Genomic DNA, 24,894 nt, shown 5'->3' on the forward strand with positions numbered 1-24,894 from the left:
TTAACATTAAAATTCTAATCATCAAGATCTTCTTCAATGTTAAGTCCGAAAATTTCAGCTTCCGGGGAATCGCTCGGTGCAGGATGAACTACTAAAATTGCAATTGCACCTTTTTCCGAAACGTATCCAGCAAACAGGCAGACTTCTTCAACAACGTATGCCAAGCCGTCGGAATTGTAGATATACTGTCCTGCAACAGGCATTGTCTCAAAAGCAGTCTTATTCATCCGATAAAACGAACCGGATGAGTCATGCATTACAAGCAAAACTTTATTCATTCAAAAACCCTCCTTGACTTGAAAAAAGAGCCGCCTCTTTATGAAACGGCTCATGAAGCCGCTAATATCCTAAAAGCAGCTAGACATAATTAAACATTGATGACTTTTTCCAAAAAAGATTTCGTCCGTTCGTTTTGCGGATGATCAAAGACCTCTTCAGGCGTTCCTTCTTCGACAACGTTTCCATCAGCCATGAAAACGACTCGATCGGCGACTTCTTTTGCAAAACCCATTTCGTGGGTAACAACGACCATCGTCATTCCTTCTTTGGCCAATTTCTTCATTACGTTCAAAACATCCCCGACCATTTCAGGATCAAGTGCTGAAGTGGGTTCATCAAACAACATGATATCAGGTTTCATTGCCAAAGCACGAGCAATTGCAACGCGCTGCTTTTGTCCGCCTGAAAGCGAGGCTGGCATTGCATCAAACTTATCTTCCAAACCAACAGTTTCAAGAAGATTCCGTGCCTGTTTTTCTGCTTCCTCTTCAGACATTTTGCCAAGTTCAACAGGTGCCAGCGTAATATTTTTGCTGACGCTCAAATTGTTGAACAAATTGAAATGCTGAAAAACCATGCCGATGTTTTCACGAGCCTTATCGATATCGGTCTTCGGATCACTGATGTCCTGACCGTCAATCACGATTGTTCCGGAAGTAGGTTCTTCAAGTTTGTTCAGACATCTTAGAAGCGTACTTTTGCCCGACCCGGAAGGCCCGATCAAAACAACGACTTCATTGTTTGCTACTTTAAAATCAATTCCTTTTAAAACATGATTTGATCCATAGTTTTTAACAAGATTTGTAACGTTAACTTTCAATTCTGCCATTAGTCTTTAATCCTCCGTTCTACCCACTTTGATAACAGCGTCAACACTGTGATGAGAACCAAGTAGATTACTGCAACGATCGTCCAAACACGGAACCCTTCAAGGTTACGTGCAATAATAATCTTGCCGGTCTGCGTCAGTTCAAGCAAACCGATAACAGAAAGAATCGAAGTATCCTTCAAGGTAATGATAAATTGATTGATAAATGAAGGTATCATGATTTTGATTCCTTGAGGCAAAACAACCTTGCGCATCGCTTTTCCAAACGGAAGGCCAAGACTCCTGGCAGCTTCCATCTGTCCTGAATCAACGGCTTCGATTCCGCCTTTGACAAATGCCGCAATATATGCGCCTTCATTCAGCATCAACGTAATCACGCCCGCAACGAATGCCGGAATCTTGCTGCCGGTCAAACTTGGAATTCCGTTATATATGAACAACGCCAAAACAATCAACGGCAAGCCACGGAAAATATAAATAACCGCCCCTGAAACTCCTTGGGCAATCTTATTCGGAACAACTCCTAAGAAACCGATCAAAATTCCGAACAGCGTCGCACAGATAATTGAAATAACCGTAAGCTTGATTGTTTCAAACAAACCAGAAACGATTACTCCGCCGTTTTCTTTAAGCAATCCGATAATCGTATGACTGTTTGCAGCTTTTTCCTTTTTGGCATGCGTAGCCTTTTCGCCAGTGTAGCGTTCGATGATCTTGTCGTATTCACCGTTCTTTTTAAGTTTGGCCAAACCTTCGTTGAACATTTTCATAAGTTCTTTGTTATGGCCTTTCTTGACCGCAAATCCGTAATCTCCAATATTTGTCGACTTGGTTGCAATTTTAAGTCCCAAACCGGTTTTAACTCCATAGGCCAAAACGGCGCTGTCTTCAAAACATCCAGCCGAATTTCCGTTTTTGACATCGTTGTACATATTGTCGGAATCATCAAAAGTTACGACCTTGAATCCGTATTTGTCCTTGATTGAGTTGGCATAATCAGCACCGGAAGTACCGGTTTTTACGGCAACTTTCTTGCCTTTCAAATCTTTTAAGGATTTAAAGTCGCCATTAGGCTTGACGCCCATGACGATTCCCGATGAATAATAAGGATCGGAAAAATCAAATTTGGCTTTGCGTTCGTCCGTAATCGACATTCCGGCAATTACGCCGTCCGCCTGGCCGGAACTGACCGATTGAACGGCAGCATTGAATCCGACAGGACGAATCTTAATTTTGAAGCCTTCCTCTTTCGCAATCGCACGAATCAAATCCATGTCAATTCCGACGTATTTATTGTCTTCGTTGGCATAGACAAATGGGGGAAAGGTAACATCAGTATCAATAACGTAAGTCTTTTCAGATGCTTGCGCAGTCGAAGACGGCTGGACCGTGAACCCTATCATGAACAACCCTAAAAAAGCACATAGCATTGAAACAATTTTTTTCATTAGCGAACTTCCCCTTCTCTAAAAAATGGTATGGTCTCAGTATAGCATATGATTGTCACAAAATGCTACATTAAAGCATTATAATCTTTTTTTAATAATCTACGGAACCCGCTATCTTTTCATGTTTGTGTGATTTTTTGCATCTTTAAAAATTTTCTTCTTGAAATCATCGAGCTTCTTTTTGGACTATTCAAAAATTGAATTTTTATTAAACACAGCACGAAGTCTTTGCATGCTGCATGAAAAGCAACTGCCGACAAGGCGTTACTTTTTATGACATTTAAAAACCGTTTCGAAACTGTTTTTCTTTTAAATTAGTCATTTTTTGCCTAACTAGCCTTGAATTAATCTATATATAATTTAGTGCAAAACAAACAGTTTCATACTTCATCGTTTTGTTCGTTGATTTTAATTAGCCATTTCAAATTTTCTTTCAGAATTATTAATGCAAATCTTTTGATCATCGATTTTGTCAATTTTAATAAATTGGTTGTCTGAGAGTTCCTCAACCAATTTATCAATTGCTCGCGTCGATCCTTGTACCTGCATCTCGACCGTTCCGTCTGCAAGATTTTTAACCCATCCGGTCAGTCCAAGTTCGTTTGCGAGCATCGTCGAACGATACCTGAACCCCACGCCTTGAACTTTTCCGTAAAAAATCAAATGAAGCCTTACTTTATCGCAATCTTGATATTTTGCGCTGAATTTTTGCAAAACTGCCTTTTCTTTTTGAACCGGCTCAGACAGTTGTCCGAACCACTTTTTAATTCCATCAAACATTTTGATTACCTCGCTTTAGAAAAATGCCATTGAAATTATCTCAATACCGGCAAGCACGCTCAGAACTATGACGACCTTTTCTTTTATTTCCAAGCGTTTTCCGTATTCTTTTCTCGCATATGCATAAAGTGCCAGTCCTGGCAAATACAGTACGAACAGTCCCAATGCCTGCCAATATCTAAACATCAAAAGTGCCCAGATCTGCGGCACGATGACACCGATCCCAATCAACAAGTTCCCATATTCCTCGTGCTCGTAGCTGTATTTAATTTGGTCCAGTCCGACAAAAAGAGAAGCCCCCTTCAAGTCCGTAAAATGCCCACACCATCACCATTAAAGATGATGAAATCTGCTTAAAAACACTTGTTGACTGATATGTACCAGAAATAGTGCGGCCATTGACTTTTCCCCAAAGATCCGCTGTTAAGATTCCTGCTTTGAAACTGACTGCCATTACAACGATAAACAAGGTCAAAGGGATGACTTTGGCACAAGTCACGATCGCATTTATGAATGATGCGGATTTTATACCGCGATTTACCAAAAAAGACAAAAACCACAGGATAAAAATTGAGCTGACGCTTTTTAAAAAGTTGCCCATCCCCCTCAATTCAGGCATAAAAAAACCGATTGCGCTCATCAGAATCATCGCATAAGCAACGTTGCCCATCCATCCCGATATCCAATAGGTCCATCCTGACATGAATTCTCCCATTGGCCCGAAGCATTTGCCTGCATAGCCGAAAATCCCTGATTCAGATTGTTTTTGTCCCAAATTATTCAGCGAAGCAACCAGGCAAAACGTCCCGGTACCAACAATCAGCCACGCAATTAATGCTGGTCCCGGTGCCGCTGCCTTTGCCAAATCGTTGCTAAGTCCAAAAATACCGGTGCCGATTGAAGATCCGACAATGCTGGTGGTCAAATCAAACTTTGTTTCTTTTTCATTACTTCAAGCAAGACGCATAAAAGATCAAAAGACGTCTCGATGCTCCTTTCTCAATATTTTCCAGCTGTCGCAGGCCTTTTTTTGCATACGCTCCTGCTTTTTTCAGCCGACCGCTTTCTTGATATTTTATATTATGTGAACGGAACTCGACACTAAAGTACCGAGCTTCCTAGTGGCAATAGCTACTTTTTAGCTATTATTCCTAAAAACGTTTAGGCAATACGTATTTAAAATACGGTAGTCATTTAAGACTCTCCAACGATATATCGCACTCGTTTCGCAAGCTCAGAGTGATACGCCTACATCAAATCTTATAGCCATTTAAGACGACAAGGTTCTGTCTCGCCTATATTTCTAATTAACAGTAATTAAATTCAATGGTTTAATTGCTGTTTTTATTTTGCCTTCTTTGTATAATTTCAAGCTTTCTTTATATTTGATATGTTCTTTGGGATTTAACGCCCATGCTAAAATATTCCTGCTTGCATTTAAATCCCGTTCGATAATTGCTTCAGTATGCTTCGACACCCATTTTCCATCATTTACATCATGTTTTTCCTGGTATTTGGTCCCGTATTCCGCTTGACTAGTTTTGTAACTGTCAACTAAGATAACCGTTTTCCCTAAACGGTTAGCCATTTGAATCAGTAATCGTCCCATTTCATACGGCTTTATCTTCGCTAATTTACGATTCTTAGCTTTGTTTTGCTTAACGTTAATTTGATTTCGCTTCCTCATTTTCTTTGCGTTTAAATTTTCAATCGCAATTAAATCATTTTCAGCAAATAGTTCTTTTGCCATTCGCTTATATTCTGCAGTTGGAATGTGACTGCGTTTGCTGCTTAAATATCGTATATCTTCGTTTAATTTAGTTATCCTTTGGGATTTTTGGGACAACCAAGTTATTAAATCTCTTTGAGATTTCAACTTGTTGATTTCAGCTTCTAATTTGTCAGCTTTATCCGATACGTTCTTACTAAGATACAACTCATCATTATCAGATGTATGCCAAATTTTATTATTCTTCATATTCCAATCGGCACCAATCATATTAACAATTCCTTTACGTTCATTAATAGTTTTGAATACAATCTGAAGCTCAAACTGCCCGTTAGCTTTGCGTTTGATTTTAGTTGTGACAATCTTGGTATTTTTCATATTTTTAATGTTCTCAACAACTTGAATAGTGCCGTAATCTTGAATTTTAATAAAATGTGCTGAAATAATCTTGGCTTGTCCGCTTGAAGGGAGAGATACACAGTTTTTACTTTGATTGGGGCGCAAATAATTCAAAGACCTTTTACGATACCATGATTTATGTTTAGGATTATTATCATGTAAATTATTTTGATAATCCTTTTTAATTTTGTTTAGACATCTTAGACGCAGATATTAAATTTTTTCGGTATTCACCAAAGTTAGTTAAAATAGATACTAAGTATTCGTCTCTTAACGCTCGTGAGTGAATCCCGACTTTTTTGCCATCCCATTTGGATAATCCATATAAGTCTTTTAAGATTTTCGGAATCAAAACATCTTTAGCTAAAAATAACTTAGCTTTTTTGTTGTTCGGATATGGTCGTTTTAAATTTTTAACACCATAGGTCTTCTCTAAGTATTTAAGTACGTAATTGTATATTTTGTTTTTCGCTTCAATATTTCTTTCAAATTTAGCTGTCAAATCATTAGTGGCAACTAAACGATATCGTCTTACTCTAATATATTCAGTTGTCTTTGGCAGCTTTAGCATTTTATATCTTCCCTTTACTTTACTTTTCTTTTGTTTTCTAATATATTCTCTAATCATATCTTCAGAACGCTCACTCACAGTACATGCGAAATAGCTTGGTTGCCACAAATGACCTCCACATAATTTTTCTTTTATTTCCGGGTGGTGCATAAACAGCATTCTGGCTGAGACTCCCTTATATCCTTTCATCATTGAAGAAATGGAATGTTTAGGACTCGCATCAATTAACATATGCACATGGTCGGGCATGATATTGATTTCTATTATTTTACCCGAAAATTGTTCTGTCATACTCTTCAATAATTCTTCTAATTCTGTTTTTATATCAGTAATTAAGACATCGCGTCTATATTTCGTGACTAAAATCAAATGATATTGTAAAGAATAAACGCTACTTCTAGCATAATTTAATTCGCTGGAATGCTTTTGCATTGTCATCAACCTTATCATTGTTTATTATAACTTATAATTAATTATTTGCATTGTCAATTATTGAGCACTAAAAAAAGGCGCGTTCCTCTCGGTAATAAGTTACCGAGTTTCCACGCGCGCTACGCGAAAAATATCTGGGAATAATTCCAATTTACCATTGACATTTTTTCGCCATTTTTATATACTATAGAAGTTGGTTGATTTATTGGGCATTCGCCAAATTGGTAAGGCAGTGGACTCTGAATCCATAATTTACAGGTTCGAACCCTGTATGCCCAATCTCTTTGATATTTTTAAAGTCAGGTTTATGCCTGGCTTTTTTTGTATAGTCCGCTTAAAAACAAGGCGCCGTTTCATCAACAACGCCTTGTTTTGACATACATGTCATTCATTCGCGAAATTTCTGGGTCTATACTAAATGGTGTTGATGATGATTTTTCAACACCATTTTTTGTATTCACAAAATATCTTCGCAATGCTCTAAAATGAAACTATACAAATGCAGCTGAAGCGAAGCGTCCTGCACATGGCACGGGAGGGAATCACTGCGACAAGCATCGCCAGAATCTGTCACTGTTCGCCTTCAAGCGTCATCAGAATAATTGACGAAGCCGTTGAATTGAAGTCAAGAGTCGCAAGACTGCCCGAGAATCTCTGCTTTGATGAATTCCGTTCCGTGAACAGCACCATGTCATTCACCTGCTGCGACACTGAAGGAAGTCATGACATCGTGGCTATTCTTGAAAACAGATTGACGAAGACAATCAGGGAGCACTTCATGAACCGCTATACGAACCGGGAAAGAGCTGCGGTGAAATCCGTAGTTGTCGACCTGAATGCCCAGTACATCAAGTTCATCAAGGCATTGTTTCCGAATGCCCGGATCATCATCGACCGCTTCCACATCGTACAGCTGGTCGGAAGAGCGCTGGGCAATGCAAGGATAAGCCTGATGAAGAAGATGAACGACTGCCACTGCAGGGAATACAAGATACTGAAGGCACACTGGCGGCTGTTTCACAAGGATTCCGCTGACCTTGAAGCTGCCAGGTCGGTTTATTTACGGGGAGTCAATGAATACATGACGCAACAGAATGCCCTTGACCTGATTGTCAAAAATCACCCGCAGTTTGAAAAGGTCTACGATGCGTATCAGGATGTATTCAATGCACTGAAGGAAAAAAACAGGGAGAGGCTCATTGATGTCCTGGAAAACTACCGTCGTTCGGGTCAGAACATGGACACAGCCATTTCCACCTTGAAGAAGAACATGACAGCCGTTCTTAACAGCGTCGAGTATTGATTTCTCCAACCGGTCCGGTTGAAGGAATAAAACGCAGAATCAAGAGTCTGAAGCGCAGTTGCTTTGGATTCAGGTATCTTGATAACTTAAGGAAACGCATTGCGCTGATCAGAAGCTGACGCTGGAAGTGTTTTTGAGACAGCCTCTCTGAATACACTTCCTCCAGCCGTAGTTTCCGGCGGGTAAGCATTGTGATGTCAACCGCAACCGGGAAAAGTCGTGGAGCGCGCGACAGAGACAAGGTGTGGAACCGAGCGCTTAGCCCGTGAGCACCAGGCCTGCTAGAACGCCAGCAGGCGATCCTGCCAAGTGAGAGTACCTGGGCGGAACGGGCTGCGAGGTGAAACCCAGTTAGGTCGCAGCGCGTTCGAGCTTTGCGAATCAACGGCAGGAATTCATACATGAATCCACGCCGGCGGAAACGCAGGCGGTGTTGATACGTAACTGTACCAATTTGAAAAAACACAGAAGAAACCGACGGGAACAAAAAAACTCCACTCCATTTCTGAAGTGAAGTTTTCGAGGTCATCAACACCATTTGACAAAGACCCACTTTTTTCTTATTTCCATCATAGCAAGCGATTGTCATGCATACGCAAAAAAACGGATGATTTGCAAATAATTGCAAATCATCCGTTTTTTCAATTTGAGGCATAGTTTTTTTCCCAGTCTCTTTGTTATTTTGAATATTTCCAAAACCGTTCGGTACTAGGAATTTTTTCCCGCCTTTTTGTTTCCTTGTTTTTTGACATAACGATCGGCATGTTTTTCCAAGTACTGCAACAACTTTGCTTCATTTGCAAATTCACGCGGGTGCTTTTGACCGTGCAAACGCAACGTAATCTTATTGATTTTGTCGCGACCGGTCCATGTATACGAATGTTCTACGATGAAACGATTCAAAAACTCGCCGTCACGCTTTCCAAACTTCAACACATAGACTCTCTCAGGCACCATCAACGGATTAACGTGCTCTTTTTCATACTCGACACCATGAGCATTTAAAAAATTTTTAGTTCTTCTCAACATTAGCATGTTTCCTCCTTTTTGACAGTTTTCCGTGTTTTTCTTTGCTTTATTATAGCATTTATCTCAAAAATATCAATCCTGAAAAAGCGTTTTGCTTTTTAAGTCCTTGAACACATCCTTTTCATCAAAGAACGTCCCCAGACTTTAAACATCGCTATAATAACAAAGGCTGGGATAACCTTCCCAGCCTCAATATCACCCGTACGGGGATCGAACCCGTAACTCCGCCTTGAGAGGGCGACGTCTTAACCAATTTGACCAACGGGCAAAATAACTTACTTTTTTTATTATACTCTGTTAATTTGAAAAGTCAACTATTTTTTTAAACGATCAAACGCCTGAATCGCATATCCGACGAACAAGATGAACACCCATATGGTGCAGAACACGAAAACCAAAGATATCAGCTTTGAATCAAAAAAACTTCTCGAAACGAAAAGCAAGACGTCAATCACGCTCCAAACTATCAGCTTTTCCAAACTACTTTCCACGTTCAAACACGACCTTTAATTCTTTAATCGGTTTCATGTCACGATCATAATACTGGATTCGATAATAATCCTCATCCGTTTCAAGAAGCGCGTACGTTCCTCCGATTGATGCGTATTTTCCTCTTGGAAAACTGATGCTTCCCGGATTGATCATCAAGCGTTCATCATTAAAACTTGCGCCCAACTGATGAGTGTGACCAAAAAATGCAATTCCGCAGCCTTCCTCTTGCATTTTAAAATCAAGCCGATTCAAACCAAAGCCCACGCCCAAAAGATGTCCGTGAACAAGCAGCATTCGATCGGGGCCGACCTGCTTTACCGCTTGTCCTAAAAATTCAGGATCATAGTCGCAATTTCCCCCGACGACGATCATTTTATCAAACAGTTCGTCGTCAGATTTGAGTTCTGAGTCGCCGCAATGAAACATCGCATCAACTTTTCCTGTATAATTTTTAACAAGTTTGCATAAAATATCGCGATCTCCGTGACTGTCGCTTACGATTAAATAAAGCATCTCCATGCCCCCTATTCGTTCCACCATTCGTCAAACTTTTCCAACAAATTTTCGGTTGCCTTTGCACGATGACTGACCTTATTTTTTTCTTCCATCCCGATTTCGCCAAAAGTCTTGCCAAATTCAGGATAGTAAAACAACGGATCGTAGCCGAAACCGTCTTCGCCATGCTTTTCATGCGCAATCAGGCCATAGACGTCACCGTTTGCCTCCAACGGAGTCTTGTCAGGCGCAGTAGCCACGATTGAACAATGAAAATGTGCCGTACGCTTTTCGTCAGGAACTTTCTTCAATGCTTTCAAAAGCTTTTTGTTATTAGCTTCATCATCATGATCACCCGCATACCTTGCAGAATAGATTCCAGGCGCTCCATTCAGCGCATCGACGACCAATCCGGAATCATCAGCCAAAACGGGAATGTTGAGTTTATCAGTCAGCGTTTGTGCCTTAATCAAAGCATTCTCTGAAAAAGTTTTGCCATTTTCAATGATTTCAACTTGTTCATTCAAGTCTTTCAAAGTAATAACCTCAATCCCTTTTGGTTCAAAAAGTTTGCGATACTCACGAGCCTTGCCGGCATTTTTGGTTGCTATCAAAATCTTAGTCATAAAACTTTACCTCAATTTTTTATTTACGTTAATTATGCTCAATTTTTACGTCTTTTGCAAGCTGACTTTAATCGCTGCAAAAATATTCGAAAATCACTCTGTTACAATGTATAATGTTATGTAGAGACTTCAATAAGGGAGAACAAATCTGACATGCAGGAAAATTTTTACAATATCGCATCTTCAAAGGGAAAATTTTCATCAGAACTTTTAAGAGATGCACTTTTGCCGGAACTTTTGGGCAAAGAAAACAATATTTTATATTGGTCAGGAAAACGATTGGCGCGAATCTTTCCGCTCGCAAAAGATGAAGACCTTCCGATCTTTTTTGAACAAGCAGAGTGGGGAACGCTCAAAAGAACAAAAGCTAAACATGACAACCAGTATTTCGAACTCAGCGGAGAACCCGTTGCCTTGCGAATGCAATTAAACCCCAAGGCTGATTTCTTGCTCGAAGCCGGCTTTTTGGCTGAAACGATTCAATTGCAGCTAGGTTTCGTAACTGAAGCAATCATCGAAAAACAAACAAGCAATACCGTAACTTTTTTGGTTCAGGTAGATTCGAAAGACCCGATTGATTTTGCGGATTACGAACAAGAAGCGGCATCTCCTCTGCATTTGAACAAAGACTAAAAAAAGCTTCCTCATTAAACGGGGAAGCTTTTTAAATCATCATTTTTTCTGATTAAAGGTACTTTTCGATGATTTTCTTCAAAGCATCTTTTTCGTGATATCCAATGACCGTGTCGACCACTTTGCCGTCCTTTTGAATAATCATCGTCGGAATGCTCATAACGCCGAATTTTTCAGCAGTTACCTGATTTTCGTCAACGTCAACTTTGAAAAAGGAAACCTTTCCGTCAAGCTCTTCTGACAATTGTTCGACAACCGGTCCTTGCATCCGGCAGGGTCCGCACCATGTTGCCCAAAAATCAGTAAAAGTCAATCCTTGAGCCGTTTTTTCCGCAAAATTGTCATTCGTCAAATTTTCAATCATTATTCGTTTCTCCTCTCAAATTTGGTGAATCCTGATTCATGAGTTCATTGTAACACAGTGCCAAAAAAGGTGCGAAGTTTTTGCTTACTTAAAATAAACAACGGTTGCACCGTTTCCGCCGTTGCTTGGAGAAGCGAATTCAAAATGCTTGACGGTACGATGCTGCTGAAGATATTTGATGATTCCTTGGCGCAAAGCACCAGTCCCTTTGCCATGAACGATCGTAACCGATGGATAGCCTGCAAGAATTGCAGCATCCATATAGCGGTCAACGTTGACCATCGCTTCTTCGTATCGCTGCCCCCTGAGGTCGAGCTGCGGTGAAACGTGACTTGACCCGGACGACTTAAGAACGGTTCCGGCTCCACGCCTGTTATTTTCTTCAACCTTTATCTTCTCAAGATCGTCTTCATCGATTTTCATTTTTAAAATGCCAAGCTGAACTTCCCATTCGTGTTTCCCGAGGCGTTTCGTCAACACACCGCGTTGACCATACGTTTTGACGAGCACGTCGTCATTTTCATGAAATTCCTGCTGTTTCTTGGCACGCTGCAGCACTTTGTTCTTTTTGAGCATTATCGGCTGCTCAAGGTCATTCAAACGCGATCTTGCATCAATCAGCTCATTTTCTTTGATTAAAGACGCCCCGCTTTGTTTCATCTTGTGAAGTTCAGAAATTATTTCTTCTGATTTCTTTTGAGCATTCTCGATGATTTCGTTAGCTTTCCTTTTAGCGTTCTCAATCATATTGTCACGTTCGCGAACATAGGTTCCGTAGCCTTTTTCCAAATCAGCATGAAGCTTTTCTGATTCATCAAGATACTTTTTAAATCTTGCCTTCTCCTCTTCTGCTTCATGACGTTTCTGAACAAGATCGGCAATCATTTCGTTCAAATCCTGACTGTCCTGATCCGTCAGCTTCCTTGCTGCCTCCACAATTTCATCATCAAGTCCAAGTCGTTTGGAAATGTCAAAAGCATTGCTTCGTCCCGGAATGCCGATCAGCAGATGATACGTTGGCTTGAGCGTTTCAGCATCAAACTCCATTGAAGCATTGATCGTTTGCGGGCGCTCATAACCATAGGCCTTAAGTTCCGGATAATGAGTCGTTGCAACAACATAGCTGCCCTTGGCACCGACCGCATCCAAAATCGCGATTGCCAAGGCCGCACCCTCTTGAGGATCTGTCCCGGCTCCAAGCTCATCAAACAAAACCAGTGAACGTTCATCAATGCTTTTCAAAATTTCGACGGTATTCGTCATATGTGACGAAAACGTCGACAAGCTCTGCTCAATCGATTGCTCATCGCCGATATCCGCAAAAATATCATCGAATACGCCAATTCGACTATTTTCAAACGCAGGAATAAACAAGCCGGACTGTCCCATCATGCTGACCAATCCGAGCGTTTTGAGCGTAATCGTCTTGCCACCGGTATTTGGTCCGGTAATCACGATTGCCTGGTAATCTTTGCCGATTGCAACATCGTTTCGAACGGCCTTTTTTGAATCAAGCAAAGGATGCCATACTTGTCGCAGGTAGACGTCATTTTCTCTTGAAATCAACGGCTGAGTTGCTTTTAGATCATGCGCAAGTTTGGCCTTGGCATTTATAAAATCAAATTTGCCCAAAATTTTGGCGTTGTTTTCAATTTCTTCAGTATAAGGAGCAATCAATTCGGATAATTCTTCAAGAATCCGCTTGATTTCTTCTTTTTCAGCAATCTGCTGTTGACGCAAACGATTATTCAGCTCAACGATTTCTTTCGGTTCGATGAACAACGTCTGCCCGGAAGAACTTTGATCATGAACGATTCCGCCAAAAGCATTCTTATATTCTGCTTTAACGGGAATTACGTAGCGTTCGTTTCTGATTGTGACCAGCGAGTCGCTCAAATATTTTGAAGACTTGCCCCGTACGAAATTACCAAGCCGATTTCTGATTTCTCCTTCCGTTGTCGTAATCTGACGTCTCAGACTTGCCAAAAGAGACGAAGCCTCATCAGTTACGTGCCCGTCATTTTCAATCGACATCAACAAACGTCTTGATACGTCAGGAAGCGTCTCCAACATGTCTGCTTCGTCATAAAGATGATTCAGTTCGATTTCATCCGCTTCAAGATCTCGAAAGAACCGCTTCGTTTCATTCGTAACGCGCAAAACACGTCCTATTTCCGCAAGTTCTTTTGCGCTGAGCGAAGCACCGATGTCAAGTCTTTTTAAATGTTTTTTTACGGATTCAAGTTTCGGAATCGGAATTCCGCCCTTGAGTCTCAATATGTCAGCCCCATCCTTTGTTTCATCCAACGCTTGTTCGATCCATTCGTAATCAGATGACGGAGCCAACTCAAAAACCATGTTTTTCCCCATTTCGGTCGTTGCATACGCCAATAGCATATTCTTGACCTTATCGTATTCAAGCGTTTTTAAACCCTTTTCGTTCACGGCAAACTCCTTTCATAAATCAGACGTCTTTTATCGGAAGCCAATCGGAAATTATTTTTTCGGACAGACCAGGCGTCTTGTTCAAAATAAACCTTGCGATCGTTGAGTCATCGATTGAATTTCTCACCCTTGCATTTGGCCAAGAAGCAGCGAAAAGCAATGCAAAAAAGATGACGGCATACATCATTAAAAATGATGCCAATCCGCCCAAAATCCGATTAACCGATGAAACGACCGGTATTTTCGCAAAAATTCCGATTGAACCAGACATCATACGAAAAACGATTCCTAAACCGATTGTAAAGATCCAAAACAGCATAATCTGATAAAATGAACTGTTGAGATTAATCCCGGCAACTGCTAAAAAACCGTTTCCTTCATTAGCAATCTGAGGCATTTTTTCTGCAAAACAGGGTCCGTACTCATGTGCTAAATAGCCGGCAGCAAAGGCGACCGCAACGTAACCGACGACATTCACGATTGTTTGAACCAATCCCCTCCTGGCTCCTGCACGATATGCGATTATCAGCAATAAAACAATAATCAGCGAAACGCTCATTTGCTTCCTTTCTCTTCCCTTAATCTATCAAGTTCTTCCTGCTTTTCAAGACAATCTGACATTGCATTGATTGCCAAAAGTATTGCCGCTTTTTCAGTTGATAATGACGGCATCTGTTTGGAAATCTCTGCCAATTGCTCATTAAGCAGTCTGGAAACCGCATCCATCTTTTTGGGGGTCGTGTTTCCGATAATCGTATATTCGTTTCCGCCAAGCTTAATCTTGAACCGTCTCTTCATATCAGACATCGATTTCACCTCATAAAATATTATCACAAAGCCCTTCAGGCTATACCACTTTTAATTTTATCACAACCACTGTGCGAATGCGAAATTCAATGCCCGTAAAAAAAGCGAGTGCCAACATTGACCCTCGCTCAAATTTTTATTGCATGTTCTCGTCATTCAAAAACGTGTCCAAAACACCTTCGACCATGTCCCATTCTTCATCGCTTTCGATTTCATTCAAATCAACATCTTCGCCTTCTGCTTCGGAATCAAAGGAATAGGCAAGAACGTCAACCTGATCTCCCGGCTCCGAACCGGCAGGAATCAACAAAATGTATGACTTGCCGTAATCCTCAGAATCAAACGTGAACAAAACTTCGTAAAGCGTTTCATTGCCGTTGTCATCTGATACAGTAATATATTGTTCTTCATATGCGCTCATGCACGTTACCTCATTTCTTAATTTCTGCCAAAAGTTTTCCGGAAGCATCCAAATAATTTTGCAAAATAAGACTTGCTGCCAGCTTATCGATAACTTTCTTGCGTTTTTTTCTTGAAGCATCAGCTTGCTCAACCAGCATCCTTTCGGCTTCGACGGTCGTCAATCGCTCATCTTGAAAATCAATCGGCAAGCCGAACGTTTCAATTAAAAGCTCTCCGTATGCCTTTGAAGCCTCTGCCCGCGGACCGAGCGTATTGTTCATGTTTTTCGGAAGTCCCAAAACAAAACCGCAAACATCATATTTTTCAACAAGTTCTTTGACTCGCTCAATCCCAAAAATTGCTTCTTCCTCGTTGATTTTGATGATCTCAACACCTTGCGCAGTCCAACCAAGCTCATCGCTGACGGCTATGCCGACCGTCCTCGAACCAACGTCAAGTCCCATTAGTCGCGCCACTATTTCTCCTCCTTATCAAGGTATGAACGTACCAATTCTTCAATAATCTCATCACGCTCATGTCTTCTGATTAGATTTCGGGCATCATTGAGCCGCGGAATATAGGCCGGGTCACCCGAAAGAAGATAGCCGACGATCTGATTGATCGGGTTGTATCCCTTTTTTTCTAAAGCATCATAGACGGTTTCAAGCGTCTCACGAACATCTTTTTGATTATTATCTTCAAAATTGAAGTACATTGTCTTATCCAACGAACTCATCTTTAACACCTCCGCGGATCTATTCATCAATTATATTTTACTAAACAATTCAGAATGTCACAATCAATAAATCTTATTGTAAACGAATCGTAATCAGAATTTTGGAAAGCACTTACATAAATATCACAAAAAAGGGCCAGGTTTGACCCTGTCCCTTTAAATGACTATTTTTCAGCAAGCCACTTTTCTGCTGCCTTCAACGCTTCAGGCAATCCTTCAGGCTTCTTGCCACCGGCCTGTGCGAGGTTCGGACGACCGCCGCCACCACCGCCGACAAGCGGAGCAATCGCCTTAATCAAATCACCGGCCTTGATTCCGGACTTGATGGCATCATCAGAAACAGCAACGATCAAGTTGACCTTGTCACCGGATGCAGAACCTAAGACAAGAACGTCTGAAAGACTCTTTTCTTTCCATTGATCTGCCAAAGAACGCAACTGGTTCATGCCGGAAACTTTAACCGTAGCAGCAATCAGAGTCTTGCCGGCAACCGTTTGAACATTCTTGAAGACATCTTTTGCCTGTTGACTTGCAAACTTGTCTTCAAGTGCAGACACCTTATTTTCAAGCTCTTTGATTTGCTCCTGCAATCCTTGAACTTTGTGCGGAACTTCCTTGATTTGCGCAACTTTCATTTCAGCTGCGGTTTCTTTCAGAAGAACGTTGCGACGTTCCAAATACTCAAATGCTTCTTTTGACGTCACGGCTTCGATTCGGCGAACGCCAGCGCCAACTCCTGATTCGGAAACAATCTTGAACAAACCGATTTCGTTCGTATTTTCAACGTGATTGCCTCCGCAAAATTCCATTGAATAATTGCCTGCTTTGACAACGCGCACGGTGTCCCCGTACTTTTCGGTAAAGAGTGCAATCGCGCCAAGCTTTTTGGCCGATTCGATATCCGTCACGACCGTTTCGACAGGCATGTTTGCCCAAATTTTTTCGTTAACGATTTTTTCAACTTTTTCAAGTTCTTCAGGAGTCGTTGCTCCCATCTTGGTGAAATCGAAACGCAAATAGTTTGGCTCAACAAGCGATCCGGCCTGATGCGTGTGTTCGCCTAAAACGTCCCTCAAAGCCTGATCAAGCAAATGAGTCGCCGTATGATTCTTCTTGACCTTGTCATGGAATTCAACGTTTACTTCCAGGCGATATTTCGCATCTTTCTTCATTTCTGCCAAAACCCTGAGCGTGTGCATGTTTTGACCGTTAGGCGCATGCTGAACGTCCTTGACTTCAGCCACGACTTTTCCGTCTTCATTTTTGATGATGCCTTTATCGGCAACCTGTCCGCCCATTTCGGCATAAAACGGCGTCTTGTCAAAGATGACTTGTGCTTCTCCCTCAGAAACGACGTTAACAAGCTTGTTGTCAACGATAATATCTTTCAAAATTCCGTCTGCGGCAAGTTTTTCGTAACCAACGTATTCGCTTGGCGTTTTAATGTCGGTCAGCAATCCGTTTTGAACGCCCATCGACTTTGCATTGCCACGGGCAGATCTTGCACGCTCCTTTTGTTTTTGCATTTCTTCGTCAAAGCCTGCTTTATCGACATCAAGACCTTGATCGGCTGCAATTTCTTTTGTCAACTCCAACGGGAATCCATAAGTATCATAGAGTTTGAAAACGCCCGCTCCGGCAAGTTTCGTTTCGCCCTTTGCCTTTGTTTCAGAAATAAGGTCTTCAAGCAGACCAACACCGTCTTTGAGCGTTTCATTGAAGCGATCTTCTTCGTTACGGATGACTTTTTGGATATACTCGGACTGTTCCAAAACTTCAGGATATGCGGATTCCATGATTTTGCCGACGATTGGAACAAGTTTGTAGAGGAATGCTCCTTCAATGCCAAGTTTTTGGCCGTGCATGACGGCACGACGAATCAGACGACGAATGACGTAGCCGCGTCCTTCGTTTGAAGGAAGCGCGCCATCACCGATTGAAAACGTCACGGCACGCGCATGGTCTGCAATAACCTTGAACGAAATGTCCTTTTCGGCATCGTCGCCGTAATGAACGTCTCCTTTTGCCATCTTGGCCGTCTCATCGATAATCGGCATGAACAAATCCGTTTCAAAGTTTGTTTTGGCATGTTGGAAGACGGAAACGACACGTTCAAGCCCCATGCCCGTATCAATGTTTTTATGCGGAAGCGGTTCATAGGTTCCGTCCGGTTTATGGTTAAATTCAGAAAACACGATGTTCCAAATCTCGAGGTAGCGTTCATTTTCTCCGCCAGGATAATTTTCAGGATCATCTTCTGAAACGTTGTTCATTTCTTGACCGCGATCATAGAAAATTTCAGAATCAGGACCTGATGGGCCTTCGCCGATATCCCAGAAGTTGTCTTCTGCTTCATAAATATGACTGTCTTCGACGCCGACTTCTTTCCAGCATTCACGAGCAGCGTCGTCCTTTGGATAAACCGTCACATAGAGTTTTTCAGGATCCATGGCAAACCATTCTTCGCTTGTCAAAAGTTCCCATGCCCAAGTAATGGCTTCTTTTTTGAAATAGTCACCAACGGAAAAGTTTCCGAGCATTTCAAACAGCGTATGGTGGCGGGCAGTATGCCCGACGTTTTCAATATCGTTCGTTCTGATTGATTTTTGCGAGCTCGTGATGCGATGGTTCTTTGGTACGACCGTTCCGTCAAAATACTTTTTCATTGTCGCAACGCCTGAATTGATCCAAAGAAGCGTCGGATCGTCATGCGGTATGAGCGGGGCACTTTTCATCACATCATGACCCTTGCCCTTAAAGAAATCCAGATACATTTGACGCACTTGTGCGCTAGATAATTCCTTCATCGTTAAAAAATCCTTTCTGAAAGCAAAAAACACCGTTGCCAACGGGGACGCTGTCTGCGCGGTACCACCCCGATTGCAACGATGCTTAATCGTTTACCTCTTAATTGCTCAATTAACGTGAGCACGTTTTATTCGTAATTCATCATCGGGGAGCATCCAAATGATTCAGACGGACTTTCACACCTCCCAAGTCCTCTCTTAGACGTGAAATGCATTCAGACATATCCCGATTACTTTTCAAAGTATAGAAAATATTCGCCAAAATGTCAAGTAACGTTTAAAACTACCTGTTTCCCCTTCTGGCATTGCGCATTTCTTGTCTGCGCGCAAGTTTGCGTTTTTGCTGCTCATCACGCTTGATTGCGCGTTTAATCTTGTTTTTATAGCCAGGCTTGCGTTTCTTCTTTTCTTTTTTAACCATTCCGACAATTTTCGGATCAAGCTTATTACTCCTTGTTCTGCGCTTGAAACGACGATTGCGATCATAAGAAGCGACGAGTTCTCCGTTTGAAAGTTTCTTTTCTTCAAAAGAAATGCCAAGGTTTTCCAATTCGGCAATCATCTTGTCTTCACTTGGAGCATACAGCGTAATCGCCGTTCCTTCCATGCCGTTGCGCCCCGTTCGGCCGACGCGATGGATAAAGAATTCAAGATCTTCCGGAATATCGTCATTGATGACTTGAGAAACTCCTTCAATGTCGATTCCGCGAGCCGCCAAATCCGTTGCCACTACGAATTGATATTCCATATTTTGAATTTCGCGCATGGTTCTTTTGCGTTCTCTTGGCGGAATTCCGCCATGAATCTTTGCAACTCGCAATCCTTGCGAACGCAAATATCTCGTCAAGTCATCCACGCGTTCCTTGGTATTCGCAAAGACCAGCGCCAAATAAGGCTGACCCATCGTCAAAAGCTGATAGATCAACTGATTTCTGTCGCGCCCCTTGGTTGAAATCAGCCAATTGTCAATTGTCGGACTGATGACGTTTTTATTCTCAACGACTTCAACTATCGGATCCGTCATGTACTTTCTCAAAAACGGCTTGAGCTTATCAGGAATCGTTGCTGAAAAGACCATCATCTGCAACTCTTTTGGCATCGCAGAAGCTATTGCGTCCGTTTCCTTCAAAAAGCCAAGATCAAGCGTCATGTCAGCCTCGTCAACCACCAAAACGGAGGCATTATGAACGTCAAGTGCTTGTGATTTCATCAAATCAAGCACGCGTCCAGGAGTTCCGATGACGATTTGCGGCTGCCTGTGTTCAAGTTTTTCGATCTGGCGCTGTTTATCCGTTCCGCCAACATAGTTGTGAACCAGTATTTCTTTTTCGCTGTGTTTTGCAATTTGCTTGGCAGCATCATAAATTTGATATGCCAATTCACGGCTAGGAGTCGTAATGACTGCTTGAACTTCCGTCAGTTCCGGATCAATCGTTTGAAAAATCGGCAACAGAAAAGTGTGCGTCTTGCCGCTTCCCGTTTGAGACTGTCCGACAACGCTTCGCCTTTTTAAAATCATCGGAATCAGGCGTGCCTGAACTTCTGTCGGTTCTTTAAAGCCGATTTCCTTCAAAGCCGCATTGATAAACGGCTTAAACCCAAATTGCGCAAATGTTTGTGTCATTATTTTTCCTCCGTGTATTTTGCGGCCACGTCATCAAGCTTTTCAACAAATTCCAAAATTCCGCTTGCATCTTCCAACCTGGCCCCGCTTGCCAACGGATGGCCTCCGCCGCCGTATTCTTTGGCCAGTTCATTGATTACGGGTTTTTTGGAACGAATTCGCAATCGATACGTTCCGTCTTCCTGCTCGACAAAAATCGTCCAGCAGGCAATTCCTTCAATTCTCCCAGGAAGCGAAACAACGTGCGCAGTTCCGCTGTCCTCTGCACCCAATTCTGATAAAACCGCATTTTTAATGATGACGTATGCGGCGTGATGTTTCGTGATTTGAAGGTTTTGGTAGACATAAGCTGAAAGTTTTGCTTCAGCTTCGTTGATTTCATCCATTTTACGGTTCACCAGCGCAGCATCGATTCCTTGTTCCAGCAATTGAGCCGTAACCCGCATCGTGTGCGGCGTAGTACAATCATACATGAACCTGCCCGTATCGCCGATAATGCCCGCATAAAGTCTCCTTGCGGCTTCTTTCGTCAAGCTGAGTTCGCCGTCAGAAGCATTGACTAGATCAACGATGATTTCGGAGCAGCTGGATGCCTCGGGTCTGACCAAAAGAATATCTCCGTATGCATCATCATTTGGATGATGATCAATCTTGATCAGGCATGTTCCTTTATCATATCTTTCATCGTCAATCCGCGGAGTATTTGCGGTATCTGTCACGATTACCAGCGCATCCGCGTACTCCTCGTCCGAAACTTCGTCTTCAGTCAGGATCCACTTTAGTCCTTTGACGTCTTCACCAACGACTTTGACCGATTTTTGGGGAAAAGCCGCTTTGATGACTTCAGCCAATCCACCTTGAGATCCCAAGGCATCAGGATCTGCATTTTGATGCCGATGAATGATTATTTTGTCGAATTCTTTAATTTTATTGATAATTTTTTCTTCGATTGTCATGATTACGTTCCTCGCATTCTGTTGCCAACTATTCAGTATAACATGTCTTTTAGTCATTATGCACGTCGTTTCGGCCAAACAAATCCAAAGCGATGTTTTCATACTCGATTGAATCGATTGACGTCATCGAAAGTCCCATCAAACGAATTGACTCGCCTTCAGAATAAAGTTCGTCAAGCAATTGGCGCCCGTAATACGCAATCATCGTCGCATCGTTTTGAAAGTAATCAGCCAAAGTCAGCCGCTTGGTTTTTGTTTCAAATTCAGAGTTTCGAACCTTGACTACCAATGTTTTGCCATGTTTTTGCGCCCGTGTCAGATCATCTGCCAATTTTTGCGCCGTCCATTTGAGCTGCTCATCTATTTCTTCATTTGAAACAAGCGGCATGTTAAAAGTCCGTTCAACTCCAAAAGATTTGCGTTCTCTTTGCCATTCAACCTCTCTGTCGTCAATTCCTCTGACCTGCTCATAGAAAAAATGTCCCATTTTACCGAAATAGTGAATCAGATCCAGTTCCGAAAGCCCGTAAAGGTCATAACCGTTATAAACTCCCAGCTCATGCATTTTGATCACGGTTTTTCTGCCGACGCCTCTGAATTTTTCAATTTTTAACGGCAATAAAAAATCCAGTGCCTCATCTTCTCTGACAAGCGTCATCCCGACCGGCTTGGCATAATCGGAAGCAAGCTTGGCCAAAAATTTATTATAAGATATTCCGGTCGAACAGGTCAGGCCTGTCTTTTCAAAAATTTCTTGCTGGATCCGGTGCGCGATTATCGTTGCCGATTTAAAGCCAAGCTTGCACTCCGTCACGTCAAGATACGCTTCATCAAATGCAATTGGCTCAACCTTATCAGTATATTCATGGAAAATTTCATGAATCTCTTTTGAAACCTGGCGATATTTCTTAAAGTCCGGCGGCACGAAAACGGCATCCGGGCAAAGATTCAATGCCTCGTTCGCATTCATGGCAGAATGAACTCCAAAAGATCTTGCAACATAATTAGCCGTTGAAACGACCCCTTTGCCGCCTGAATGTCTAGGGTCTCTTGCAATCACCACCGGCTTGCCTGCCAATTTTTGATTGTCTCTTACTTCAATCGAGGCATAAAAACAATCCATATCGACATGAATGATTTTGCGAGCCATGAAAATCCCCCCTGTCCGTTATTTTAATTATACATTAATTCCGCTCAAAAAAGCAAACATATGTGCCGGATCCTTAAACCGAGTCTAGCCTGGGGAAACGTCCTTCTCCCCGCCGGAATTAAACGAAATACCGAACGAAGACGATCGATTTGCAACTTGCTTTGTCTAGCATTTTTTCAATTTTGATACATGAAAACAAACTTTTTTTGTCAAATACAGTGCTGAGCATTTCCTGCTCAATCAATATGCCAAGCCATCAGTTACGGGCCAAACGGCGATTCTTGAAATTTGTCCGTAAAAGCCTGAACAGTTTAGGATAGCAGATAGACAAAAATGAGGCATTTATCCCAGTTTTTATCTACTTTCGAGGCTGCGCTAAATCATAGTCATGGGCAAAAGTCTGATTTTTGAGATCTGCCCGTAAAATGCAGCTCCCCCTCAAACTTCCTTCGATTGCATACAGAACGTTTTGATACACGAAAATGAAAACAGACTCTTTCTTATTTCCACCATGGCAGACGATTGTCATGCATATGCGAAAGCCCGGATGAGATTTGCAATTGGCTGCAAATCATCCGGGCTTTTAAGGAAGAGTTTTTCCAAGCATCACCGGCCACAAATCCGATGTCTCTTGTAAACTATTTTTAGCTGACTGAAAGAACTGTTAAAATTCCCAATGATTTCCGTCTTTTTCAAGCAATTCGTCGGAAGCTTTCGGTCCCATCGTCTTGCATGCGTAATTCGGAAAAGCGTCAACCGAAAGATCTTCATCGTCCCAAGCTTTTCTGATCGAATCAAGAAACTTCCATGAATATGAAAGTTCGTCCCAACGAGCAAAATTCATCGTTTCGCCGCGAAGGGCATTCAAAATCAAACGTTCATAGGCTTCAGGCATCTCCGCTTTTTGCTCATCGCTGAGACTGTATCCGATGTCAATCGATTCAGTATCAAAGTTTTGTCCGACCTTTTTGGTATTCAGCTGAATCGAAATTCCTGGTTCGGGATCGACGTTGATCGTCAAAACATCGCTTTTAAGACAGCTGTCTTTGAAAACTACCACCGGCATCTGCTTGAAGACGACATCGATTCTGGTTGCCTTTTCTTTCATGCGCTTGCCTGTTCTGATATAAATCGGCACACCGGCAAAATCCATGTTCTCAACTGCAAGCTTGCCGGCAACAAACGTTTCCGTCATCGAATCAGACGCAACCTGATCTTCATCTCGGTATGCTTTCAATCCAGCGTCACTGCCGTATTGTCCCCTGACAAAATTTTTTTTGACCTCATCAGCATTGTAAACCTTCAAGGATTTTAACGCATTGATCTTTTCTCTTGAAATATCTTCTGCAGAATAAGAAACAGGCGCATTCATCGTCAAAAGCGTCACAATCTGCAAAATATGATTTTGAACCATATCGCGCAACGCACCGGATGTTTCATAATACCCGGCACGTTCCTCAACGCCGAGTGCTTCGCTCAAAGTAATCTGAATATTGCTGATATAACGATTGTTCCACATCGCATTGAACATGCTGTTTCCGAAGCGAACCGCCAAAATATTTTGCACCATTTCCTTGCCGAGATAGTGATCGATTCGAAAAACGTCCCGTTCAGGAAAAACGGAACCAATTTCATCGTCCAAAGCCTTGGCGCTTTCATAATCATGACCAAACGGTTTTTCGACAACAACTCGATTATAACCGTTCTTCGTAATGATTTCCTGCGTTTTCAAGTGCTCGCAGATCGTCCCGAAAAAGCGCGGCGACATTGCCAGATAATACAGGCGATTTCCACATAAGCCGTATTTTTCATCAAGCTTGTCTGCCAGATCTCGAAGCGTGACATAATGATTCGTATCATTTACGTTATGCGATTGATAATAGAAATGACTTGCAAAATCATTGGCCTTTTCTTCATCATCTGACAAATCTGCGATTGATTCTTTGATTACTTCATGATAATGTTCATCCGTCCAAGGGCGGCGGGCCGTTCCGATAACGGCAAAGTGGTTTTTCAAATAGCCGCGCTTATACAAATTAAAAAGCGACGGGTACAATTTCCTTTGTGCCAAATCCCCCGTTCCGCCAAAAATGATAAACAGTGCCTGTTGTTCAGTATTATTCATTGATATCTGGGCGAGATGCCCCAATACGAGGCGTGGTGAACCACGGTATCCCGCGCTCCCTTCTTTCAAAATTTTGACTTGAGTCCTTCAATCTGCCTTTTTGTTTTATCTCAAGGTACCACAATCTATATTTTACTAATCTGAACAGATTTTAACAAGGATTTTGCCTTTCGATGTTCAAAAAAGAGCCAAGAAAAACTCGGCTCCGCATGCAATTCTGATTATCTGAATCATTTTATCAACCACCACCGACTTAAAGTCAGCGGCTTGTGAGCTATGAACCCTAACGGATTTCAGACCACAAATTACATAGATACAAACAACTTGTCTGACCAGTCGAAGCCGTAATCAAGCAGCGGTCGTCTAATTACCAATGTCTTTTATGTCCCCAGGTTGCCATAGAGACGATACAGTCATAGACAGCCAGCTCGTA

26 protein-coding genes, 2 tRNA genes and 1 pseudogene are annotated in these 24,894 nt (G+C 42.0%); 4 read left to right on the forward strand and 25 right to left on the reverse strand.

Annotated features, from left to right (window positions below; translation table 11 throughout):
* Window positions 1–14 precede the first annotated feature (14 nt).
* The 8 genes and pseudogenes from LRC_RS07155 to tnpA form a co-directional block, all read right to left on the reverse strand.
* Entirely contained in the window at window positions 15–278 is a 264-nt protein-coding gene (locus tag LRC_RS07155) for a hypothetical protein (RefSeq protein ID WP_003698781.1), read from the reverse strand.
* An 89-nt stretch (window positions 279–367) separates the two neighbouring features.
* Window positions 368–1,108 carry an amino acid ABC transporter ATP-binding protein gene (locus tag LRC_RS07160; RefSeq protein WP_014073790.1) on the reverse strand — a complete coding sequence of 247 codons (741 nt, stop codon included), beginning with the start codon at window positions 1,106–1,108 and terminating at the stop codon, window positions 368–370.
* Window positions 1,108–2,556 (reverse strand): amino acid ABC transporter substrate-binding protein/permease, encoded by a 1,449-nt coding sequence (locus tag LRC_RS07165; RefSeq protein ID WP_014073791.1) that lies wholly within the window; start codon window positions 2,554–2,556, stop codon window positions 1,108–1,110. The genes LRC_RS07160 and LRC_RS07165 overlap by 1 nt, the downstream gene beginning before the upstream one ends.
* A 408-nt stretch (window positions 2,557–2,964) precedes the next feature.
* Window positions 2,965–3,336 carry an acylphosphatase gene (locus tag LRC_RS07170; RefSeq protein ID WP_014073792.1) on the reverse strand — a complete coding sequence of 124 codons (372 nt, stop codon included), beginning with the start codon at window positions 3,334–3,336 and terminating at the stop codon, window positions 2,965–2,967.
* A 15-nt stretch (window positions 3,337–3,351) separates the two neighbouring features.
* Window positions 3,352–3,570, reverse strand: a complete 219-nt coding sequence (locus LRC_RS07175; protein ID WP_014073793.1) for a hypothetical protein — start codon at window positions 3,568–3,570, stop codon at window positions 3,352–3,354.
* A 31-nt stretch (window positions 3,571–3,601) separates the two neighbouring features.
* The gene (locus LRC_RS07180) at window positions 3,602–4,261 is read right to left on the reverse strand and encodes an amino acid permease (protein ID WP_014073794.1); all 660 of its coding nucleotides are present in this window, start codon (window positions 4,259–4,261) and stop codon (window positions 3,602–3,604) included.
* A gap of 378 nt (window positions 4,262–4,639) precedes the next feature.
* Entirely contained in the window at window positions 4,640–5,578 is a 939-nt protein-coding gene (locus LRC_RS10250; RefSeq protein WP_014073795.1) for a zinc ribbon domain-containing protein, read from the reverse strand.
* A 469-nt stretch (window positions 5,579–6,047) separates the two neighbouring features.
* A pseudogene (tnpA, locus tag LRC_RS12280) lies at window positions 6,048–6,473 on the reverse strand (IS200/IS605 family transposase); the annotation flags it as partial.
* Between the two features lie 200 nt (window positions 6,474–6,673).
* Here tnpA and LRC_RS07195 point away from each other — a divergent pair.
* From LRC_RS07195 to LRC_RS12285, 3 genes are all read left to right on the forward strand, one after another.
* Window positions 6,674–6,746, forward strand: a tRNA-Gln gene (locus LRC_RS07195).
* Window positions 6,747–6,993: 247 nt separating this feature from the next.
* Window positions 6,994–7,770 carry a transposase gene (locus LRC_RS07200; RefSeq protein WP_167317015.1) on the forward strand — a complete coding sequence of 259 codons (777 nt, stop codon included), beginning with the start codon at window positions 6,994–6,996 and terminating at the stop codon, window positions 7,768–7,770.
* Window positions 7,767–7,889, forward strand: coding sequence for a transposase (locus LRC_RS12285; RefSeq protein ID WP_144011404.1), 123 nt, complete (start codon window positions 7,767–7,769; stop codon window positions 7,887–7,889). The genes LRC_RS07200 and LRC_RS12285 overlap by 4 nt, the downstream gene beginning before the upstream one ends.
* Window positions 7,890–8,478: 589 nt before the next feature.
* Here the strand turns inward: LRC_RS12285 and LRC_RS07205 are convergent.
* The 5 genes from LRC_RS07205 to LRC_RS07220 all read right to left on the reverse strand — a co-directional run bounded on the left by LRC_RS07205 (window position 8,479) and on the right by LRC_RS07220 (window position 10,412).
* Window positions 8,479–8,799: a hypothetical protein gene (locus LRC_RS07205; RefSeq protein ID WP_014073799.1), complete on the reverse strand. Its 321-nt coding sequence runs from the start codon at window positions 8,797–8,799 to the stop codon at window positions 8,479–8,481.
* 195 nt (window positions 8,800–8,994) lie between these two features.
* A tRNA-Glu gene (locus LRC_RS07210) sits at window positions 8,995–9,067 on the reverse strand.
* Window positions 9,068–9,113: 46 nt separating this feature from the next.
* Window positions 9,114–9,278 (reverse strand): hypothetical protein, encoded by a 165-nt coding sequence (locus LRC_RS11575; RefSeq protein WP_014073800.1) that lies wholly within the window; start codon window positions 9,276–9,278, stop codon window positions 9,114–9,116.
* 1 nt (window position 9,279) lies between these two features.
* Window positions 9,280–9,810, reverse strand: coding sequence for a YfcE family phosphodiesterase (locus LRC_RS07215; RefSeq protein WP_014073801.1), 531 nt, complete (start codon window positions 9,808–9,810; stop codon window positions 9,280–9,282).
* Between the two features lie 5 nt (window positions 9,811–9,815).
* Window positions 9,816–10,412 carry an XTP/dITP diphosphatase gene (locus tag LRC_RS07220; RefSeq protein ID WP_014073802.1) on the reverse strand — a complete coding sequence of 199 codons (597 nt, stop codon included), beginning with the start codon at window positions 10,410–10,412 and terminating at the stop codon, window positions 9,816–9,818.
* A 153-nt stretch (window positions 10,413–10,565) separates the two neighbouring features.
* Between LRC_RS07220 and LRC_RS07225 the strand changes: the two genes are divergently transcribed.
* On the forward strand, window positions 10,566–11,045 hold the full coding sequence (locus LRC_RS07225; protein WP_014073803.1) for a YslB family protein: 480 nt from the start codon (window positions 10,566–10,568) through the stop codon (window positions 11,043–11,045).
* Window positions 11,046–11,097: 52 nt separating this feature from the next.
* Here LRC_RS07225 and trxA read toward each other — a convergent pair whose 3' ends face one another.
* From trxA to zwf, 12 genes are all read right to left on the reverse strand, one after another.
* A complete protein-coding gene (trxA, locus tag LRC_RS07230) occupies window positions 11,098–11,409 on the reverse strand; it encodes a thioredoxin (protein WP_014073804.1) in 312 nt (103 codons plus the stop codon).
* Window positions 11,410–11,493: 84 nt separating this feature from the next.
* Entirely contained in the window at window positions 11,494–13,854 is a 2,361-nt protein-coding gene (locus LRC_RS07235; protein WP_014073805.1) for an endonuclease MutS2, read from the reverse strand.
* A gap of 19 nt (window positions 13,855–13,873) precedes the next feature.
* The gene (locus LRC_RS07240; RefSeq protein WP_014073806.1) at window positions 13,874–14,413 is read right to left on the reverse strand and encodes a CvpA family protein; all 540 of its coding nucleotides are present in this window, start codon (window positions 14,411–14,413) and stop codon (window positions 13,874–13,876) included.
* A complete protein-coding gene (zapA, locus tag LRC_RS07245) occupies window positions 14,410–14,661 on the reverse strand; it encodes a cell division protein ZapA (protein ID WP_014073807.1) in 252 nt (83 codons plus the stop codon). The genes LRC_RS07240 and zapA overlap by 4 nt, the downstream gene beginning before the upstream one ends.
* Before the next feature lie 136 nt (window positions 14,662–14,797).
* Window positions 14,798–15,082 (reverse strand): DUF1292 domain-containing protein, encoded by a 285-nt coding sequence (locus tag LRC_RS07250; RefSeq protein ID WP_003694544.1) that lies wholly within the window; start codon window positions 15,080–15,082, stop codon window positions 14,798–14,800.
* Window positions 15,083–15,092: 10 nt separating this feature from the next.
* On the reverse strand, window positions 15,093–15,539 hold the full coding sequence (gene ruvX / locus LRC_RS07255) for a Holliday junction resolvase RuvX (protein ID WP_004563438.1): 447 nt from the start codon (window positions 15,537–15,539) through the stop codon (window positions 15,093–15,095).
* Window positions 15,539–15,799, reverse strand: a complete 261-nt coding sequence (locus LRC_RS07260; RefSeq protein WP_041820043.1) for an IreB family regulatory phosphoprotein — start codon at window positions 15,797–15,799, stop codon at window positions 15,539–15,541. Before LRC_RS07260 ends, ruvX begins: the two co-directional genes overlap by 1 nt.
* Before the next feature lie 164 nt (window positions 15,800–15,963).
* Complete coding sequence (alaS, locus tag LRC_RS07265; protein ID WP_014073809.1) at window positions 15,964–18,606, reverse strand: alanine--tRNA ligase; 2,643 nt, start codon at window positions 18,604–18,606, stop codon at window positions 15,964–15,966.
* A gap of 283 nt (window positions 18,607–18,889) precedes the next feature.
* Window positions 18,890–20,230: a DEAD/DEAH box helicase gene (locus LRC_RS07270; protein ID WP_014073810.1), complete on the reverse strand. Its 1,341-nt coding sequence runs from the start codon at window positions 20,228–20,230 to the stop codon at window positions 18,890–18,892.
* Complete coding sequence (locus tag LRC_RS07275) at window positions 20,230–21,186, reverse strand: DHH family phosphoesterase (RefSeq protein WP_014073811.1); 957 nt, start codon at window positions 21,184–21,186, stop codon at window positions 20,230–20,232. Before LRC_RS07275 ends, LRC_RS07270 begins: the two co-directional genes overlap by 1 nt.
* 49 nt (window positions 21,187–21,235) lie before the next feature.
* Complete coding sequence (gene dinB, locus LRC_RS07280) at window positions 21,236–22,336, reverse strand: DNA polymerase IV (RefSeq protein WP_014073812.1); 1,101 nt, start codon at window positions 22,334–22,336, stop codon at window positions 21,236–21,238.
* A gap of 664 nt (window positions 22,337–23,000) precedes the next feature.
* Window positions 23,001–24,461 (reverse strand): glucose-6-phosphate dehydrogenase, encoded by a 1,461-nt coding sequence (gene zwf, locus LRC_RS07285; RefSeq protein WP_014073813.1) that lies wholly within the window; start codon window positions 24,459–24,461, stop codon window positions 23,001–23,003.
* Window positions 24,462–24,894: the final 433 nt, after the last annotated feature.

This window comes from Ligilactobacillus ruminis ATCC 27782 (assembly GCF_000224985.1).
In the GTDB taxonomy this organism is placed as follows: Bacteria; Bacillota; Bacilli; order Lactobacillales; family Lactobacillaceae; genus Ligilactobacillus; species Ligilactobacillus ruminis.

What these genes read in the sequence shown, in the direction of transcription:
- LRC_RS07250 (WP_003694544.1), bottom strand. Translation starts at nt 15,082, where the DNA reads ATGAGCGCATATGAAGAACAATATATTACTGTATCAGATGACAACGGC.
- alaS (WP_014073809.1), bottom strand. Translation starts at nt 18,606, where the DNA reads ATGAAGGAATTATCTAGCGCACAAGTGCGTCAAATGTATCTGGATTTC.
- zwf (WP_014073813.1), bottom strand. Translation starts at nt 24,461, where the DNA reads ATGAATAATACTGAACAACAGGCACTGTTTATCATTTTTGGCGGAACG.
- zapA (WP_014073807.1), bottom strand. Translation starts at nt 14,661, where the DNA reads ATGTCTGATATGAAGAGACGGTTCAAGATTAAGCTTGGCGGAAACGAA.
- LRC_RS07160 (WP_014073790.1), bottom strand. Translation starts at nt 1,108, where the DNA reads ATGGCAGAATTGAAAGTTAACGTTACAAATCTTGTTAAAAACTATGGA.
- LRC_RS07165 (WP_014073791.1), bottom strand. Translation starts at nt 2,556, where the DNA reads ATGAAAAAAATTGTTTCAATGCTATGTGCTTTTTTAGGGTTGTTCATG.
- LRC_RS07155 (WP_003698781.1), bottom strand. Translation starts at nt 278, where the DNA reads ATGAATAAAGTTTTGCTTGTAATGCATGACTCATCCGGTTCGTTTTAT.
- trxA (WP_014073804.1), bottom strand. Translation starts at nt 11,409, where the DNA reads ATGATTGAAAATTTGACGAATGACAATTTTGCGGAAAAAACGGCTCAA.
- LRC_RS07205 (WP_014073799.1), bottom strand. Translation starts at nt 8,799, where the DNA reads ATGTTGAGAAGAACTAAAAATTTTTTAAATGCTCATGGTGTCGAGTAT.
- dinB (WP_014073812.1), bottom strand. Translation starts at nt 22,336, where the DNA reads ATGGCTCGCAAAATCATTCATGTCGATATGGATTGTTTTTATGCCTCG.
- LRC_RS07260 (WP_041820043.1), bottom strand. Translation starts at nt 15,799, where the DNA reads ATGAGTTCGTTGGATAAGACAATGTACTTCAATTTTGAAGATAATAAT.
- LRC_RS07200 (WP_167317015.1), top strand. Translation starts at nt 6,994, where the DNA reads ATGGCACGGGAGGGAATCACTGCGACAAGCATCGCCAGAATCTGTCAC.
- LRC_RS07240 (WP_014073806.1), bottom strand. Translation starts at nt 14,413, where the DNA reads ATGAGCGTTTCGCTGATTATTGTTTTATTGCTGATAATCGCATATCGT.
- LRC_RS07225 (WP_014073803.1), top strand. Translation starts at nt 10,566, where the DNA reads ATGCAGGAAAATTTTTACAATATCGCATCTTCAAAGGGAAAATTTTCA.
- LRC_RS07270 (WP_014073810.1), bottom strand. Translation starts at nt 20,230, where the DNA reads ATGACACAAACATTTGCGCAATTTGGGTTTAAGCCGTTTATCAATGCG.
- LRC_RS07275 (WP_014073811.1), bottom strand. Translation starts at nt 21,186, where the DNA reads ATGACAATCGAAGAAAAAATTATCAATAAAATTAAAGAATTCGACAAA.
- LRC_RS07215 (WP_014073801.1), bottom strand. Translation starts at nt 9,810, where the DNA reads ATGGAGATGCTTTATTTAATCGTAAGCGACAGTCACGGAGATCGCGAT.
- LRC_RS07220 (WP_014073802.1), bottom strand. Translation starts at nt 10,412, where the DNA reads ATGACTAAGATTTTGATAGCAACCAAAAATGCCGGCAAGGCTCGTGAG.
- LRC_RS07170 (WP_014073792.1), bottom strand. Translation starts at nt 3,336, where the DNA reads ATGTTTGATGGAATTAAAAAGTGGTTCGGACAACTGTCTGAGCCGGTT.